Source organism: Streptomyces sp. SID13031 (assembly GCF_010548305.1).
GTDB lineage: Bacteria > Actinomycetota > Actinomycetes > Propionibacteriales > Kribbellaceae > Kribbella.
Map to the genome: position 1 here is coordinate 562,695 of NZ_JAAGLV010000002.1, position 16,861 is coordinate 579,555.

At 68.1% G+C, this 16,861-nt stretch carries 14 protein-coding genes; 7 read left to right on the top strand and 7 right to left on the bottom strand.

The features are described from left to right. Nucleotides 1-23: 23 nt before the first annotated feature. Nucleotides 24-2,594, top strand: a complete 2,571-nt coding sequence (locus tag G3I17_RS06795; RefSeq protein ID WP_164595002.1) for a LuxR family transcriptional regulator — start codon at nt 24-26, stop codon at nt 2,592-2,594. A 121-nt stretch (nt 2,595-2,715) separates the two neighbouring features. Here G3I17_RS06795 and G3I17_RS06800 read toward each other — a convergent pair whose 3' ends face one another. After that, a complete protein-coding gene (locus G3I17_RS06800) occupies nt 2,716-4,077 on the bottom strand; it encodes an FAD-binding oxidoreductase (RefSeq protein WP_164595003.1) in 1,362 nt (453 codons plus the stop codon). Between the two features lie 358 nt (nt 4,078-4,435). Between G3I17_RS06800 and G3I17_RS06805 the strand changes: the two genes are divergently transcribed. Next, nucleotides 4,436-4,588, top strand: coding sequence for an AraC family transcriptional regulator (locus tag G3I17_RS06805; RefSeq protein ID WP_164595004.1), 153 nt, complete (start codon nt 4,436-4,438; stop codon nt 4,586-4,588). A gap of 6 nt (nt 4,589-4,594) precedes the next feature. Next, a complete protein-coding gene (locus tag G3I17_RS06810; RefSeq protein WP_343238230.1) occupies nt 4,595-5,437 on the top strand; it encodes an AraC family transcriptional regulator in 843 nt (280 codons plus the stop codon). On the opposite strand, the gene G3I17_RS06815 is transcribed toward G3I17_RS06810, so the two are convergent. From G3I17_RS06815 to G3I17_RS06835, 5 genes are read right to left on the bottom strand one after another with little or no spacing between them, the layout of a single operon-like run. Then, nucleotides 5,434-6,393: an ABC transporter permease gene (locus G3I17_RS06815; RefSeq protein WP_164595006.1), complete on the bottom strand. Its 960-nt coding sequence runs from the start codon at nt 6,391-6,393 to the stop codon at nt 5,434-5,436. The genes G3I17_RS06810 and G3I17_RS06815 overlap by 4 nt on opposite strands. A 12-nt stretch (nt 6,394-6,405) precedes the next feature. Next, nucleotides 6,406-7,329, bottom strand: a complete 924-nt coding sequence (locus tag G3I17_RS06820) for an ABC transporter permease (RefSeq protein ID WP_164595007.1) — start codon at nt 7,327-7,329, stop codon at nt 6,406-6,408. Further along, nucleotides 7,326-8,360 carry an oligopeptide/dipeptide ABC transporter ATP-binding protein gene (locus G3I17_RS06825; RefSeq protein WP_164595008.1) on the bottom strand — a complete coding sequence of 345 codons (1,035 nt, stop codon included), beginning with the start codon at nt 8,358-8,360 and terminating at the stop codon, nt 7,326-7,328. Before G3I17_RS06825 ends, G3I17_RS06820 begins: the two co-directional genes overlap by 4 nt. Continuing rightward, complete coding sequence (locus G3I17_RS06830) at nt 8,360-9,349, bottom strand: ABC transporter ATP-binding protein (RefSeq protein WP_164595009.1); 990 nt, start codon at nt 9,347-9,349, stop codon at nt 8,360-8,362. Before G3I17_RS06830 ends, G3I17_RS06825 begins: the two co-directional genes overlap by 1 nt. A gap of 3 nt (nt 9,350-9,352) precedes the next feature. Next, nucleotides 9,353-11,155: an ABC transporter substrate-binding protein gene (locus G3I17_RS06835; protein ID WP_164595010.1), complete on the bottom strand. Its 1,803-nt coding sequence runs from the start codon at nt 11,153-11,155 to the stop codon at nt 9,353-9,355. A 195-nt stretch (nt 11,156-11,350) separates the two neighbouring features. Between G3I17_RS06835 and G3I17_RS06840 the strand changes: the two genes are divergently transcribed. The 3 genes from G3I17_RS06840 to G3I17_RS06850 all read left to right on the top strand — a co-directional run bounded on the left by G3I17_RS06840 (nt 11,351) and on the right by G3I17_RS06850 (nt 15,313). Continuing rightward, complete coding sequence (locus tag G3I17_RS06840; RefSeq protein ID WP_343238231.1) at nt 11,351-12,034, top strand: response regulator transcription factor; 684 nt, start codon at nt 11,351-11,353, stop codon at nt 12,032-12,034. Further along, a complete protein-coding gene (locus G3I17_RS06845) occupies nt 12,031-13,473 on the top strand; it encodes a HAMP domain-containing sensor histidine kinase (protein ID WP_164595012.1) in 1,443 nt (480 codons plus the stop codon). The genes G3I17_RS06840 and G3I17_RS06845 overlap by 4 nt, the downstream gene beginning before the upstream one ends. 241 nt (nt 13,474-13,714) lie before the next feature. Continuing rightward, a complete protein-coding gene (locus tag G3I17_RS06850; RefSeq protein ID WP_164595013.1) occupies nt 13,715-15,313 on the top strand; it encodes an ABC-F family ATP-binding cassette domain-containing protein in 1,599 nt (532 codons plus the stop codon). A 33-nt stretch (nt 15,314-15,346) separates the two neighbouring features. Here G3I17_RS06850 and G3I17_RS06855 read toward each other — a convergent pair whose 3' ends face one another. Beyond that, nucleotides 15,347-16,183 carry a hypothetical protein gene (locus tag G3I17_RS06855; protein ID WP_164595014.1) on the bottom strand — a complete coding sequence of 279 codons (837 nt, stop codon included), beginning with the start codon at nt 16,181-16,183 and terminating at the stop codon, nt 15,347-15,349. A 97-nt stretch (nt 16,184-16,280) separates the two neighbouring features. On the opposite strand from G3I17_RS06855, the gene G3I17_RS06860 reads away from it, so the two are divergent. Then, entirely contained in the window at nt 16,281-16,799 is a 519-nt protein-coding gene (locus G3I17_RS06860) for a CGNR zinc finger domain-containing protein (protein WP_164595015.1), read from the top strand. The last annotated feature ends 62 nt before the right edge of the window (nt 16,800-16,861 follow it).

A 16,861-nucleotide genomic window follows, 5' to 3' on the forward strand; every position in this document is an offset into this window, starting at 1 on the left:
GTTCGCGAGGTGGAGGTAGTGGCGTGGGGGACGTTCGGGGGCGGCTGTGGGAGCGGGATCAGGCGGTGGGGGAGCTGCTGGGTGCTGTTGGTGATGTGCGGGCTGGTACGGGGTCGCTCGTACTGGTGACGGGGGAGGCTGGGGTCGGGAAGACGAGTGTGGTGCGGGAGGTGCTCGGGCGGCTGGAGGGGGACGTCCGGGTACTGCGGGGTGCGTGTGACGACATGTTGGCGCCGCCGCCGTTGCAGCCGTTGCGGGATGCCGTCCGCGGGTCAGGTGGCCCGCTGGACAAGGCGCTCGCCCAGGACGACAACGGCTTGCTGTTCGAGGCGATCGTCGCGGAGTTCAGTACGCCGGAACCGACCGTGCTCGTGATCGAGGACGTCCACTGGGCCGACGACTCGACGCTGGACCTGCTCCGGTACCTGGCGCGCCGGCTGCAACGGGTCCCGGCCGTCGTCGTACTGACCTATCGCGCCGACGAGATCGACCCCCGCCACCCGCTGCGCGCACTCCTCGGTGCGCTGACCGACGTCCGGGTACGCCGGGTCGCCCTCGAACCGCTGTCGGTGGACGCGGTCAAGGCGATCGCCGGCGACTCCGGGCGAGACGGTGGCGAGCTGTTCCGGCTGACGGGTGGCAACCCGTTCTACCTGACCGAGGCACTCGCCGGGCCGGCGGACGCAGTACCGGCGACCGTGGTCGACGCGACGCTCGCGCGCCTGCACACGCTCGATCCGGAGAGCATGACCGTGGTCGAGCTGCTGTCCGTGATCCCGACGCCGGTCGCGCTCAACCACCTCGATCCGCTGGTGCAGGGGCGGCTCGACGCGGTCACGCGAGCCGAGCAGCGCGGCGTACTGGAGAGCGACGAGGACGGTGTCCGCTTCCGGCACGAGCTGGCCCGGCGGGCGGTCGAGCAGTCGTTGCCGGCGATCCGGCGACGAGCGCTGAACGCGGCGATCGTCAAGCTGATCCTGGGCTGCGACATCGGCAGCGAGCTGTACGCCCTCGTCCACCACGCGGTCAAAGCCGGTGATGTGGAGACGATCGTCCGCTACGCCCCGGAGGCCGCAGCCAAGGCGACTGAGGCCGGCTCCCACCGGCAGGCGCTGGCACACTACGAGGCCGTCATCCCGTACGCCGACCAGCTACCGGCGGGCGATCGTGCGTCAGTACTGGCCGGGTTCGCGTGGGAGCTCCACATCGCTCATCGCTTCCCGGAGGCCATCGAGCGTTGCCGGGAAGCGGTGGCGCTGTTCGAGCAACTGGCCGACCAGGTACCGCTCACCGAGTCGCTGATCCAGCTGTCCCGGCACTGCTACCTGGCCGGCGAGACCGACGCCGCGCTGGCCGCCGTGGACCGCGCTCTCACAGTTGCCCAGGGCAACGAAGAGGTGTTGCCGGCCGCGATCGGCTGTCACGCGATGATGCTGGTACTGACCGGCTCACCGGCGGCGGCGATTCCGGCCCTGGAGCAGGCGCACGCTCTCGCGCTGCTGGCCGGCCGGACCGATCTCGCCGCGCTCTGCCTCAACTACGTCGGCCTCGCCTGGTGCGACCTCGACCAGCCGGGTGGGCTGGAGAACCTCAGGATCAGCATCGACGCCGCGCTGGCGACCGGCGACTACGAGGCGGTCGCCCGCGGGTACACGAATCTCGTCGAGATGCTCTACCGGGCAAGGCGCTGGGACGAGTTGGAGGAGACGGTCGCGGCCGGGCTGGAGTTCACCCGGGAGCGCGGCTTCGGCTCGCACATCTACAACCTGGAGACCCACCGCGCGCTGCTGACGATGCGCCGTGGCGACCTCGCGGACGCTGCGGCACACCTGCGCTGGCTGATCGACACGGTCGAGGAGCCCGGCATGCTGTCGGTCCTCAGCGCGTCCAGCCTCGGCCGGGTGCTGGCGCGGCAGGGCGACACCGGCGCGGAGCAACTGCTGTCCGATGCCTGGGAGGAGGCTCTACAACAGCGCTCGGTACTGGGCCTCGCGTACGCCGCGACCGGGTATGTCGAATGGGCCTGGCTCAACGACCGTGCTGACATCGCCCGAACGGTCGGTGCGGAGTTCAGCGCCGAGTCGCTCACGACCCCGGCGTACCGGGAGTTGGCGCGGTATCTGTCGCTGGCGGAAGCGGCCGCCGGCTGGGATGGCAGCTGCAACGGGTTGAGTCACACAGACCCTTGGGAGGACACGCCGTACGAGAGTGCGCTGGCGCAGGCGGAGTCGGGTGATCGCGACCGGATGCTCGAGTCGCTGCAAACCCTGCTCCACCTCGGCGCGGCACCGGCGGCGGCGCTGGTCCGGTGCCGGCTCAAGGAGCTGGGGGTTGCGCGGATCCCACGCGGCATCCAGGCAAGCTCCCGGAACAACCCAGCCGGCCTGACAGACCGCCAACTGGACGTCCTGATCCACCTCACCGAAGGCCTGACCAACGCCGAAATCGCCGAGAAACTGGTCGTCTCCGTCCGCACGGTCGACCACCACGTCTCAGCCATCCTCTCCCGCCTCAACGCCCGAACCCGCCGCGAAGCAGCCCGAACCGCCAAATCCCTAAACCTAACCCCAAGCCCCCACCGCCAACCCGCCTAACCATCCGCCCCTGACCTACCCGCGCCTTGACCTCCCCGCGCATGAGGCCTGCCTTCCGGGAACGGCCGAACCTCAGCGGCAGCCGGCCTTGGCCGGTTGCCGCTGAGGTTCGGAGTATTGGTCAGACGATCGGGTGGTTGCCCCGGATGACCGCCTGCGGGTCGACGCGTTGCTTGACCGCTCGCAGCCGGTCCCGCACCTCGGGCGCGAAGATGTCGGCGAGTGGCTCACCGGAGGCGAAGTTCAGCAGCGTCCGACCGGAGATCCAGGGCGCCAGCTTCGCCTTCACACCCTCGATCGCGGCGGCGACCGCCCCGGCCAGCTCAGGGACCGGCACGATGCCACCGAAGAGCAACAGATAAGGCTCCTCGAAGGACCCAGCCGCCCCATGCCCTTCATCCGCACGGGCGAACGCGCCACTCAAGTGACGGATCTCGAAGAGGAACAGCGGCGACGCGCTCCCCGGCGCGGTAACCTCGAGCAGCGCGTCCAGCGCCTCCTCGTCAAAGGAGTTCAGCAGCACCGACTTGAGCAGACCAGGAGTGGGGTCGTCCGGCTCCTGCGCGATCGTCCCCACCGCGCTGAGCGGCACCGACGCCAGCCCGTCGTCGAGCGGCTCGGCGATCGCCCGCAGCGGGGTGAGCAGCTTCTCCGCCTCCTCCTCGTTCCCGAGGTACACCGCGTCGACCGCCGTCACCCACTTGCCCCGCAGCGGCTCGGGCACGAAGGGCAGATCGGGCAGGTTCAGCAGCCAGGCCCACAGCGTCAGCTCATCGGGAGCATTCGCGGTGATCTCGGTGAACGCCCGCAGTACGTCGCGAGCGTGTTCGACCGGCCAGACCATCCGCCCGCCGTAGATCTGCGGCGCGAGCACCAGTTCCAGCTCAGCCGAGACGATGATGCCGAACTCGCCGCCACCGCCACGAAGCGCCCAGAACAGCTCCGGATCCGCCTCCCGGGTGACCCGCTGCTGATACCCATCGGCATTGACCAACTCGAACGCCCGGACCGTGTTCGCCGCCTGCCCGTACTTCCGGCCGAACCAGCTCAGCCCGCCACCAAGCGCATACCCGACGACAGTCGTGTCCCCGTTGCTGCCCGGCAGACTGCTCAGACCTGTACCAGTGAGCGCGGCGTTGAGATCCCGCCACCGGACACCCGCCCCGACCCGTACTACGCCTTCGGCGAGGTCCACGTCGATCGAGGTGAGATCGCCCGTCCGCAGCAGGATCGTCCCGTTGATGGCGTCCGTCGCACCGTGCCCACCCGGCTGCGCGGCAACGGCGTACTCATGTTCGCGCGCGAACCGGATCGTCGCGGCGATGTCGTCCGCGTCGGTGACGTGCACGATCGTGGCCGGCCGCTGGTCCACCAGCAGGTGCCAGGCGCTGCGCTCGGCATCCCAGTCCGGATCGTCGGCCCCGACGACCCGGCCGTCGACCAGTTTGCGCAGCTTCTCCACCTGCGCCGCTGAGAGCGTCATTCAGTTTCCCCCTGGAAAGAATCGATCCGGGCTCCAGACGGAACCCGGCGACTCTTTTGTACGGCGAACTGCCACCCCGGCTCATCGGCAAGACCTGCCCATATCAAGCCGCCAACCCACCTACATCAGGCCGCGGGGTAGCGCCAGCTCTGGTCGGCCTGGAGCCAGCCGGGGTAGCGCAGCGGCGTGCGGCTGACCTCGTCCAGCTCCACGGCGGTACCCCCGCCCCACCGAAGGACATGGCGCCCAGAGCGATCCGGGACACGTAGAGCCCGGTCGCACCGAGCTGAGCGAACTTCATCGAAGTCTTCCTTTCGTAGTCTGATCACCACGCTAGGAGGATGACGGGGGATACTCCATGAGTAGACGTCCGGACTACTTGATCGATCGTCTGAGAGGAGTCATCGGGGTGGATCCGCTGTCGGAGATGCTTGCCTTGCTCAACATCGAGGCCGCTCTCCCGTCCCGGTTCGAGGCCGCAGGCGACTGGGCCCTGCAGTTCGACGGGTAGGCCGACATCAAGGTCGGCGCTGTCCTGGCCGGTAGCTGCTGGATCACCGCGGCCGACAGCGAACCGTTGCATCTGGCAACGGGTGACTGCTATCTGGTGGCCAGCGCCCGGGCGTTCGGGGCGGCCGCCGGCCTCGAAGTCGAGCCGGTCGACGGGCACGCCGTCCTCGAAGCCGGCGGCTACCCGGACACCGTCCGCTACAACACCACCGCTGCTGCTCCGGATCGAACCGTCATCGTGGGTGGCGCCGTCAACTTCGACGAGACCACCGCCGCGCTGCTGCTGGACCATCTACCCACCACCGTCCGGATCCCCGCCGACAGCAAGCCCGCTGCCGCGCTCCGCCCACTGCTTGAGCTTCTCGGCGAGGAGTTCGCGCACGCCGAACCCGGCGTTGCCAACGTGCGCGACCAGCTCACCAAGGTGCTCTTCGTCCAGGCGCTCCGGGCGATGATCGCCTCCGACAACCGTCCGTCCGGCTGGCTCGGCGCACTCGCCGACCCGAGCATCGGGCCCGCGCTGGAGCTGCTCCACCGCGAGCCCGGCCGCCACTGGACGGTGGCCGAGCTGGCGGAGAAGGCCAGCATGTCCCGGAGCACCTTCGCGCTCCGGTTCAAGACCCTGATCGGGATGTCCCCGCTCGACTACCTGGCCCACTGGCGGATCCAGGCGGCCGGCCGCGCCCTGCGATCCACCGACCGCACGGTGTACTCCGTCGCCCAGTGTCATACTGCCCCGCCCCACCGCCCCGGTCAGGGATTCGGCTACGGCTCCGAGAGCGCATTCAGCAACGCCTTCAAACGCGTCACCGGACAGTCGCCCGCGAAGTACCGCCAGCTCGTCCATTAGTGCAACCGGACCCGCGGGTCCAAGGCGGCGTACGCGATGTCGACCAGGATGTTCGCGACCACGACGGCCGCCGACGCGAACAGGACGATCCCGATGATGACCGGGAGATCCTGCTGGTTGATCGCCACGATCGCTGTCTGGCCGAGGCCTGGCAGGCTGAACACCGTCTCGATCACGACCACGCCGCCGATCAGCTGACCGAGGTCGATACCGAACTGGGTGACCACCGGGGTCAGCGCGCTGCGCAGTCCGTGCCGCACGATCACCCGGCGCTCGCGGATACCTTTCGACCTCGCAGTACGGATGTAGTCCTCACCGAGTACGTCCAGCATCGCTCCGCGGGTCAGTCGCGTGTACGTCGCCGCGAGCAGGAGCGCCAGCGCGATCCAGGGCAGCAGCATGTGCTGGAACCAGGACCCGACGCCTTGGGTGATGCCGGTGTAGCCGCCTGCCGGGAACCACTTGTACCCAGCCAGAGTGAGCTGGAAGTACAGGAAGTACAGCAGGAGCAGGCCGAGCAGGAACGACGGGAACGAGTAGAAGAACAACGAGAACAGCGTCAGGCCGCGGTCGGCCAGCGAGCGTGGATGCACCGCGGAGATGACCCCGTTGAACACTCCGAGCAGCAGCCACAGAACGGACGCGCCGAGCGCCAGTGACACCGTGATCGGCAGCGCCTGCCCGATGATCGACGTCACCGCGACCTGGTGGTAGTAGTCGTAGCCCAGGTTGCCCTGCACCGCGTTCTCGACGAAGTGCAGGTACTGCTTCCAGATCGGCAGGTCGAGCCCGAGCCGGTGCTTGATCAACTCGATCGTGTCCGGGGTCGCCTGCCGGCCGGCCAGCGTCTGCGCGACGTTGCTGGGGGCAACGAAGAACAGACCGAAGACGGCCAGTGAGATCAGCCAGAGCACCAGGATGCCGTGGCCGATCCGGCGGAGCAGGAACAGTGCCATCGCGGACTCCCTTCAGCGCAGCCGGTCGGCCCGTGGATCGAACGCGTCCCGTACGCCGTCGCCGAACAGGTTGAAGGCGAGCGTCGTGACGAGCAGCGCGATCCCGGGGAAGAAGATGAACCACCAGGCGGTCGTGTAGTAGTTCTGCGAGGCGCTGATCATGCCGCCCCAGTCGGCCGTTGGCGGCGGCAGACCGAGTCCGAGGAACGACAGCGTCGCCTGGGTGACGATCACCACCGGGATCAGCAGCGTGGTGTAGACGATCACCGGCGCGAGCACGTTCGGTAGTACGTCGACGAACATGATCCGGCCGTCACCGGCGCCGAGCGAGCGAGCCGCTTCGACGAACTCGCGTTCGCGCAGCGACAGCACCTGCCCACGGACGATCCGGGCCACCGAGGCCCAGCTGAAGAAGCCGATCACGCAGACCGTCACGGTCAGGCTGGGGCCGGTCACCGACACCAGCGCGATCGCCACCAGCAGGAACGGCACCGACAACACGACGTCGATCAGCCGGGCCAGGATGGTGTCGACGATCCCGCCGAGGAACCCGGCCGCGAGGCCGAGGACGACGCCGATCGAGACGGTGATCGCGGTCGCCAGTACGCCGACGAGCAGCGAAACCCTGGCCCCGTAGGCGATCCGGACCAGGATGTCGCGGCCGAGGTCGTCGGTGCCCAGCCAGAACGTCCCGTTCGGGCCCTTGGGCAGGCCGTCCGGCGTCAGGCCGAGGTCGCGGTACTGCTCGTTCGGCGGGTGCCCGGTGATCGCGGCGAAGACCGGCGCGAAGATCGCCATCAAGATGATCAGCACGATCACGGCCAGCGAGATCATCGCCACCTTGTCCTTGCGCAGCCGTGCGACCGCGAGCACCAGCGGACTACGCCCCTCGATCGCAGCCGCTGGTGCCTCGATCGCCTCCAGCGCTGCGGTCATGATGCCTTCAGTTCGGGTACTGCGGCCGACAGATCCTCGCCGACCGCCAGTGGGAAGAAGCACGCGGTCCGATGCGCCGGATCGTCATTGAACGCGGGCTCCAGGCCCGGCTCGGCGACCGCACACTGCGCTCGGGCCTTCGGGCACCGGGTGTGGAACCTGCACCCCGCAGGCGGGTTCGTCGCCGACGGGATGTCACCCACGAGGATGATCTGCTCCCGGCTGTCGGCGGTATCCGGGTCCGCGACCGGCAAGGCGGACAGCAGTGCGCGGGTGTACGGATGCCTGGTCTGCTCGAACAACTGGTCGGTCGGCGCGACCTCGACGATCTTGCCGAGGTACATCACCGCGATCCGGTCACTCACGTGCCGGACCACCGACAGGTCGTGCGAGATGAACACGTAGGTCAGATCGAACTCGTGCTGCAGATCGGCCAGCAGGTTGATGATCTGCGCCTGGATCGAGACGTCCAGCGCCGACACCGGCTCGTCGCAGATGACCAGCTTCGGCCGCAGCGCGAGCGCCCGGGCGACGCCGATCCGCTGCCGTTGCCCACCGGAGAAGTCGGCCGGGAACCTGTTGTAGTGCTCGGGATTGAGCCCGACCAGCGCCATCAGGTCCTGCACCTTGCGCTTGCGCTCGGCGCCGGCGGAGATGCCGTGGATGGCGAACGGGTCGCCGATGATCGAGCCGACCCGGCGCCGCGGGTTCAGCGAACCATACGGGTCCTGGAAGATCATCTGGATCTCCCGCCGCAGCGGCCGCATCTGTCGTCGCGACAACCCGGTCAGGTCGGTCCCGTCGAACCAGACCGAGCCCGACGTCACGTCGTACAGGTGGGCGATGCAGCGGGCGAGCGTCGACTTGCCGCAGCCGGTCTCGCCGACCAGTCCGAGCGTCTCGCCCTTGCGCACCTCCAGCGAGACGCCGTCGACCGCCTTGACCACCTCCTTGCGCTGGGTCGGGAACTCCTTGCGGACGTCCTGCACTTTCAGCAGTGCGTCCGCGGATCGCTCCAGGGTCTCTGTCATCAGGCCACCGCCTTGGTCACGTCGTGGTCCAGCCAGCAGGCCGACTGGTGCCGCGGATCACCCTGTACATCGGTGAGCGGCGGCGTCTCGACCCGGCAGCGGTCGAAGACGTGCGAGCACCGGGTCGCGAACGGGCAGCCGGCCGGCAGGTTGATCAGGCTCGGCGGAGTGCCCTGGATCGGGGTCAGCCGTTTGCCGCTGTGAGCCGGCAGCGAAGCCAGCAGCCCTTGCGTATAAGGGTGATGATTGCGATAGAAGATGTCCCGGCGCGGCGCCCGCTCCATCACCGCACCGGCGTACATCACGATCACCTCGTCGGACATTTCCGCGACCACGCCGAGGTCGTGCGTGATCAGGATGATCGCGGTGCCGAACTCCTCCTGCAGTTTGCGCATCACGCTCAGCACCTGCGCCTGGACCGTCACGTCGAGCGCCGTGGTCGGCTCGTCCGCGATCAGCAGCGCCGGGTCGAGGGCCATCGCCATCGCGATCATCACCCGTTGCCGCATCCCGCCGGAGAACTGGTGCGGGTAGTCGTCGATCCGCTCCGAAGCGCGCGGGATGCCGACCAGGGTGAGCAACTCGGCGGCCCGGCGCCGGGCCGCCTGCTTGGAGATGTGCCGGTCGTGCGCCTGGATCATCTCCACGATCTGCCAGCCGATCCGGTACTGCGGGTGCAGGCTGGACAGCGGATCCTGGAAGATCATCCCGATCTTGGCCCCCCGCAACCTGCGCAGGGTCGACGCATCGGCGGTGATCAGGTCCGTGCCGTCGAAGTACGCCGTACCGGACACCTGGGCGCCCCGGGTCAGACCGGTGATGGTCTGGGTGGAGACGCTCTTGCCCGAGCCGGACTCGCCGACGACGGCCAGGGTCCGGCCGCGCTCGACGTCGAAGGACAGCCCCCGGACGGCGCGGACGGTGCCGTCCGGGGTGTCGAACGAGACCCTCAGGTCTCGAACCTGTAGCAAAGCGTCCGAGTTCGGCACGGGTCAGCCCTGCTTGTCCTTGGCCAGCCACACGTTCGTCGGGTCGTAGTTCTGCATCGACGGGACGTACACGGCGTTGTGCACCTGTGCGGCGTGGTAGTTGGCCTGCTTGTTGTTGGTGAGCGGGTAGAAGGCGGCCTGGCTCATCACCTGGGCGTCTGCCTTGGCCCACAGCTCGGCGGCCGCGTCGGTGGTCGGCGCTGCGATGGCCTGCTTGATCAAGGCGTTGGTCGCCGGGTCGTTGAAGAGACCGAAGTTGCTGCCGATCGGCGGGAACGACGGCGCACCCGAGAACAACGGGTTGAAGAACGAGAGCGCCGCGTTGCCGTACCAGTCGGCGCCCCAGCCGGCCAGCGACAGATCCCAGACGCCGCGCTCGGCGACGGTCGGTACCTGCAGGTACTTCACGTAGAAGTCCGCGTTCGGCGACGGTACGCCGGTGACCGTGATGCCCACCTTGGACAGGTCCTGCTGGATCGTCTGGAAGGACTTGCTGCTGCCCTCGGTCGCGTTGCGGTAGAGGAACTTCAGCGTCAGGTTCGGGTAGCCGGCCTCGGCGAGCAGTTGCTTGGCCTTGTCCGGGTTGTACGGATAGGGATCGATCTGTTTCGAGCCGACGATGACGTCCGGCAGGACGTGGGTCAGCGGCGGGTTGAGCGTCTGGCCGCCGAGTACCTGCAGGATGTGGTCGCGGTTGATCGCGTAGCTGATCGCCTGCCGCACCTTGGGGTTGGCCAGCGCCTTGTTGTTGTTCGGCGAGGCGGTGTTGTAGATGACGTACGGGTTGGAGCCCGCGGTGTCACCGATGGTCAGGTTCGGGTCCTTCTTGGCCTGCAATGCGGGCAGCTGCGACGGCGGGGGAGCGACGTCCCACTCGAGGTCGGCACTCGGCGTACCGGTCTGCAGTTGCTGCTGGACCGAGTCCTGGCTGACCGTCTCGTCCACCACGATCTTGTCCACGTAGGCCTTGCGGACCGGGTCGGTCGACGGGTCCCAGGCCGGGTTGCGGGAGTACGTGATCGACTTGGTCGGCACCCAGGAGTCGACCTTGTACGGGCCGTCGGAGGGGTAGTTGTTGCCGAGCTCGGTACTGGCCGGCAGGTACTTGAGCGACTCGACCGGCGCGGGCGAGAAGGCCGACAGGGTCAGCATGTCGACGAAATACGTGGCCGGCTGGGTCAGCTTGAAGACGACGGTGGTGTCGTCCTTGGCGACCACGCCCGGCAGCGGCGTCTTGTCGATGTAGCTCTGGATCGCGGCGACCGTCTTCGGCACCTTGGCGAAGCCGTCGGCGAAGGCCTGGTACCCGACGATCAGGCTGGCGAAGTCCGGGATGCCGCCGAACGGCTGGACCGGGTTCGCGGTCCGCTTGACCCCGAGGACCATGTCGGCGGCGGTCACCTGGCGGGCCGGGCTGGTGTTCCACTTGGCCCCGGGCCGGATCTTGATCGTGTAGGTCTTGCCGTCGGCGCTGATTCCGCCGTTCGCGGCGGTCGGGATTTCGGTGGCGAGGTCCGCGACCGGGGTGGTGTTCTTACCGCCGGCGTCGGCCGGGTAGGTGAACAGCTGCCTGCTCCACATCCGCAGGTTGATGTAACCCACCGAGTAGTAGCTGACGTTCGGGTCCATGTAGTCGACATCGCCCTTGCCCAGCATGTTCAGGGTGCCGCCGGTGACCGGCGTACCGCCTGAATTGGTGTCCGTACCACCGGATGTGGTTCCCTGGTCGGCGTTGCACGCTGCCAGCGTGAGACTCGTGACGGCGACGATCGCCACCGCCGCGAGCCGTCTTCCGGAACTGGCCATTGGTCCTCCTCCGAGACATGCTCTGTCTGTCGTGATAGGGCCGAAACTAGAACTGGCGGGCGGTCCTGACGGCCCGGTCACGGAACCGTCAACGTCTTGTCATCAACCGCCCGGCGGCCAGATGTCGAATACATGACAGTCGTCACCTACCTCAGGGGATTGGGAGTAGGCCCCATGTCGAGCGACACTGGTGACGTGGCGCACAGCTTGTTATTGGTCGATGACGAACCGCGCATTCGGCGGGTATTGCGGCTTGCCCTCGAGGACGAGGGTTACGAGGTCTCCGAGGCAGCCAACGGGTTCGACGCGTTGACGGCGCTGCGGCGCGAGCCACCGGACGTCGTGCTGCTCGACATCATGTTGCCGGACCGGGACGGATTCACCGTCTGCCGGGAGATCCGGCGCACCAGCGACGTACCGGTGATCATGGTGACCGCGCGGACCGACAGCCACGACGTCGTCGCCGGGCTCGAAGCGGGCGCCGACGACTACGTAACGAAACCGCTGGTAGCCAAGGAGTTATCGGCGCGGATCAGGGCGCTGCTGCGCCGGGTCGAGCCGAACGGCACGCCGGTCCTGGAGCAGTTCGTCGTCGGCGACCTGGAGATCGACGTACCGGCCGCCGAGGTGGTGCGGGACGGATCGGTACTGCCGCTGACCCGGACCGAGTTCAAGCTGCTGGTCGAGCTCGCCAGCCTGCAGGGCAAGGTGTGCAGCCGTGAGCACCTGCTGTCGAAGGTCTGGGGCTACGGATACTTCGGTGACAGCCGAATCGTCGATGTGCACATCCGGCGGCTGCGGCTGAAGATCGAGCGCGACCCGGCCACCCCCAAACACCTCGTCACCGCCCGGGGTCTCGGCTATCGACTGGTGAGTTGACGTTGCGGCGGCGGTTCGGGCTGCGCGACCGGGTGATGCTGGCCTATGGGCTGCTTGCGCTCGGACTGTCCGGCGTACTGGCTCTGGTCACCTGGAGCGTGGTCTCCAGTTATCTGACCGACCAACGGATCTCGTCGGCGATCGTGGAGACCTCGGACAACGCGGCGACGCTGCACTACGCGCTCTACGGACTGACCGCTTCCTGCGGGCCGGTACGCCGCCTGAATGCCGAGCCCGAGTGCGGGACGATCGACTCGCTGACGTCGACCGAGGTGATGAACCTGGTCGAGGCGCTGCCGTCCACGGACTCGGCGGCGATGCTGATGCGCTACGACAGCGCCTGGTACACGATGTCGGCGTCGGCGGACCAAGTACCGACCGACATGGTGGAGACCGCTCGGAACGGGCTCGAGGTGCATCGGCGGATCGAGGTGGGCGGGAATCAGGTGCTTGCCGTCGGGGTGGCGCTGGGGCGTCCGGGCGAGGCCTTCTTCGAGCTGCATCCGTTGAACCGGCTCGACAACACACTGCGGACGCTGAAGCTGACGCTGATCCTGGCCGCGATCGTGACCGCGTTGCTGGGGCTGGCGGTCGGGCGGCTCGCCAGCACGGTGGCGTTGCGGCCGCTGGCCAAGCTGACTTCCGTCGCGGCGGCGGTGGCGCGCGGGCGGCTCGACGCGCGGCTGGAGGCGGAGAACGATCCTGATCTCGGTGGGCTGGCGCGATCCTTCAACCAGACCGCGGCGGCGCTGGAGAAACGGGTGGTCGCCGATGCCCGCTTCGCCGGCGACATCAGCCACGAGCTGCGAACACCGCTGATGACGATGATGAACTCGATGCAGCTGATCCAGAACCATCGCGCGGAGCTGCCGGGGTCGGTTCGCGAGCCGCTCGAACTGCTCGGCGACGACCTGGACAGGTTCCGTCAGCTGGTGATCGACCTGCTGGAGATCTCCCGCGACGACGGCGGCGACCAGGGCACTCGCGAGACGGTCCGGATCGGCGACCTGGTCCGCGCCGCCGCGGACGCGACCGCCGGCCGGGAGATCACCGACGTCGCACCGGACGCCGCCGACCTGACGATGGAGGCCGACAAGCGCCGGCTCGAACGCGTCATCGCCAACCTCGTCGACAACGCCGAACAACACGCCGGCGGCTGCAAGGGCGTCAGCGTCAGAGCAGGGGGCAAGGGCGTCATCATCTTCGTGGACGACGCCGGCCCAGGCGTCCCCGAAGCCAACCGCGAACGCATCTTCGAACGCTTCGGCCGAGGCAACACCTCCCCCGACAGCCGCACCGACACCCAACGCGGCGGCATCGGCCTGGGCCTGGCCATCGTCGCCCGCCACGTCGAATGGCACCACGGCACCATCCAGGTAAAAGACCGCCCCGAAGGCGGCGCCCGCTTCATCATCGAACTCCCCGCCAAAAACCCCTGACCGCGTCCCGACCGACAGGACATAGTGCGCCCTGGCAGCCGGGTTCCCGCTGACCCGAGCCTCAGCGCGCCCGGCGTCAGCCACTATGTCCTGTCGCTCGGGACAGGCCTGCCCATAAATCGGCTGACGGGCTGGCGGTGGCGACCTACCCTGGAGGTATGGCTACCAGCCTCTGTGTCTAGTTGCGGACTCGCTTTCGTACCCGAAGTGCGTCCGTTAGACATCACAGAGAGTAACCATCATGATCACCGTCCGCGGTGTAGATATTCGCGTCGGCGCCCAGCTGCTGCTGTCCGACCTTTCGTTTCACATCAGCCCGGGTGACCGGATCGGTCTCGTTGGCCGTAACGGCGCGGGTAAGACAACCCTGATGAAGGCGCTGGCCGGGGATGAGCGGCCGGCGGCCGGGAGTGTCGGGGTCACTGGGTCTGTCGGCTATCTGCCGCAGGATCCGCGTGCGGCCGATCCGGCCATCACTGCCACCTCTCGGATTTTGTCTGCTCGTGGGCTTGATATCGCGGTGCAGCGGCTTCGGAAGGCCGAGGTGGCGATGAGTAGTGCCGTTGGCGAGGCGCAGGAGCGGGCGATGGCTGCTTATGCGCGCGCCGAGGCGCAGTTTCAGGCTGGGGGTGGGTATGCGGCTGAGGGTGAGGCGGCTCGGCTTGCGGCTGGGGTTGGGTTGCCTGCAAGGGCTCTCGACCAGCCGGTCGGGGAGCTGTCGGGCGGCCAGCGGCGGCGGGTCGAGTTGGCGCGCATCCTCTTCGCCGAGCACGACACGTTGTTGCTTGATGAGCCGACCAACCATTTGGATGCCGACTCGGTCGGGTGGCTGCGGTCGTTCCTGCTCGGCTACAGCGGTGGCCTGGTGGTGATCAGCCACGATCGAGAGTTGCTCAGGGCAACGGTCAACCGGGTGTTCCACCTGGATCCGCAGCGCACGACGATCGACGTCCACAACACGGGCTGGAAGAAGTACCTCGAACAGCTTGAGCTCGACGAACGCCGTCGTACCAGGGAACGCCACACGGCCGAGCGCAAAGCCGCGGTCCTGCACGCGCAGGCCGACAAGATGCGTGCCGGAGCCTCGACCGCCGTCGCCGCCAGGAACATGGCGAGGCGAGCCGACAAGCTCCTCCACGACCTCGAGCCGGTACGCCGTACCGCCCGCGTCGCCAAGATCCGCCTGCCCGACCCGGCCCCTTCCGGTCGTACCCCGCTGACGGCCGCCGGGCTGACCAAGTCGTACGGCGGACTGCAGGTGCTCAAGGGCGTCGACCTCGCCGTCGATCGTGGCAGCCGACTGGTCATCCTCGGCCTCAACGGCGCGGGCAAGACCACGTTGCTACGGATCCTCGCCGGCCGGGAACAGCCGGACGGCGGCCACGTCAACCATGGCCACGGGTTGCGGCTCGGGTACTTCGCGCAGGAACACGACACGCTCGACCTGGCCGGTACAGTCCGGCAGAACCTGGCGTCCGTCGCGCCGGGCCTGACCGATGGCGAGGTACGCAACGTGCTCGGGTCGTTCCTGTTCACCGGCGACGACGCGGACAAGCCGGCCGGCGTACTGTCCGGCGGCGAGAAGACCCGGCTGGCCTTGGCCGGCCTGGTCCACTCGGGCGCCAACGTGCTGCTCCTGGACGAGCCGACCAACAACCTCGACCCTGCTTCCCGCGACGAGGTCCTCGGCGCGGTCGGCAGCTACCCGGGCGCGATCATCATGGTCACCCACGACGAGGGCGCCATCGAGGCACTCCGCCCCGACCGAGTCCTCATCCTCCCCGACGCCACCGAAGACCTCTGGACCGACGACTACCTAGACCTCGTCTCCCTCGCCTGACGTGCCGAGCCCACCACTGGTGGGCTCGTCGCGTCAGTGCAGGCCGAGCTGGGTGCTGACCCAGGTGAGGCGGTCGGTTTTGGCTTGTTGGTCGAGGAAGTGGTCGGCGTGGTCGTAGAGGGTGACGGTTGCCTTCGGTTTGGCGGAGCTGAAGGCGGCCTGTACCTCCGGTGTGACGAAGATGTCGCGGCCGGCCCACTGGAAGTAGACCTCGTGGGCCTGCGCGACGTTGTCGACCGGGTCGAGCCCGGCGAAAACCTTGCGGTAGGCAACGGTCTGGTCGGCGGGCAGGCCGAGCCAGAACTTGTCGAACCAGTTCGCCCAGGTGGCGTCACCTGCCATGAAGACGAGCGCGTGCGCGCGTTTGGCCAGCAGCGACGCGTACATCGCGCCGTAGTCGTGCCCGATCACCGCCGTCCGCCGTGGATCCACGCCGTCCTGGTCGAGCAACGCCCGGTACGCCGCTTCGACGGCGGCGAGCTGGTTCGTCACCTTGGTCCGATCGGTCTTGTCGCCGACCGGATCGCCCGCCCACGGGAAGGTGAGCTGCGGCAGGATCGCGACCGCGCCCTTGCTCGCCAGCGCGATCGCCTCGGACAGGAACTCGGTTCGGTTCTGGGTCGAGTTCGGCGGCTCGAACCAGTGCAGGTAGAGCGCCCCCGCGAGCGTGTCGTGTTTCTTCGAAGAAGAAGCCGGCCGGACCAGGTACGCCGTCACCGGCGCCTGCCCGTGGACCGGAATCTGGATGTCCGTGACCACCACCGGCTCGGATTTGTGCCCGCGACCGGTCTGATCGGCTACCGCCGTCGTCACCCCGCCGGCCGCGAGCACCAACGCGCCCACCACCGTCGCCACCACGAATCTCTTCATACCCACCCCTCAGCTCAAATCAGTTGTTAAACTCCCTTAACAACTGACGACGGTAGAGCCGTGCGGCCAAGCGGTCAAGACGGGGGAGGATGTGCGAATGAGCAGCGTGCCGGCCACCGACCCCTGGCTGGGCTTCGTGCTGGACTTCTGCAACTCGTACGACCTGCTGGAGAACCCGCGCGACCGGCTGAGCATCCCGCTCGTCACCCGGCTGGCCGCGCACCACGAGCTCGCGGACCCGGAACTGACCGCCGCGGATCTCGAGCCGGTCCGCGGCGTGCGTGGTGAGCTGTACCGGGTGTTCGCCGAAGAGGATTCGCAGTACGAGGTGCTGAACGAGATCTTCACCCGATACGGCGCGCAGCCGCGACTGGTCGCAGGCCCGCGACTGGCGGCGACGGGGGGAGCCGACCCGGTCGCACGGCTGGCGGTGTCAGCAGCGGACGCGCTGGCGCGAGCAGTCGCGGACGGCGCCGCCGACCGGCTGCGAACCTGCGCCGGCGATCCTTGCCGCTGCGTCTACGTCGACCGCACCAAGGCCAACCGCCGCCGCTACTGCTGCGAACTCTGCAACGACCGAATGGCCTCAGCCGCCTACCGCAGCAGAAAGAGCTAACGGCGCGCGTGCGTCTCCACCCACGGGTTGAGGTGGAGATCCATCCGGGTCACACCTGGAGG

Excerpts from the sequence above, each read along its gene's own strand:
- G3I17_RS06820 (WP_164595007.1), bottom strand. The coding sequence starts at position 7,329 with ATGACCGCAGCGCTGGAGGCGATCGAGGCACCAGCGGCTGCGATCGAG.
- G3I17_RS06805 (WP_164595004.1), top strand. The coding sequence starts at position 4,436 with ATGAGTAGACGTCCGGACTACTTGATCGATCGTCTGAGAGGAGTCATC.
- G3I17_RS06855 (WP_164595014.1), bottom strand. The coding sequence starts at position 16,183 with ATGAAGAGATTCGTGGTGGCGACGGTGGTGGGCGCGTTGGTGCTCGCG.
- G3I17_RS06860 (WP_164595015.1), top strand. The coding sequence starts at position 16,281 with ATGAGCAGCGTGCCGGCCACCGACCCCTGGCTGGGCTTCGTGCTGGAC.
- G3I17_RS06835 (WP_164595010.1), bottom strand. The coding sequence starts at position 11,155 with ATGGCCAGTTCCGGAAGACGGCTCGCGGCGGTGGCGATCGTCGCCGTC.
- G3I17_RS06850 (WP_164595013.1), top strand. The coding sequence starts at position 13,715 with ATGATCACCGTCCGCGGTGTAGATATTCGCGTCGGCGCCCAGCTGCTG.
- G3I17_RS06825 (WP_164595008.1), bottom strand. The coding sequence starts at position 8,360 with ATGACAGAGACCCTGGAGCGATCCGCGGACGCACTGCTGAAAGTGCAG.
- G3I17_RS06815 (WP_164595006.1), bottom strand. The coding sequence starts at position 6,393 with ATGGCACTGTTCCTGCTCCGCCGGATCGGCCACGGCATCCTGGTGCTC.
- G3I17_RS06800 (WP_164595003.1), bottom strand. The coding sequence starts at position 4,077 with ATGACGCTCTCAGCGGCGCAGGTGGAGAAGCTGCGCAAACTGGTCGAC.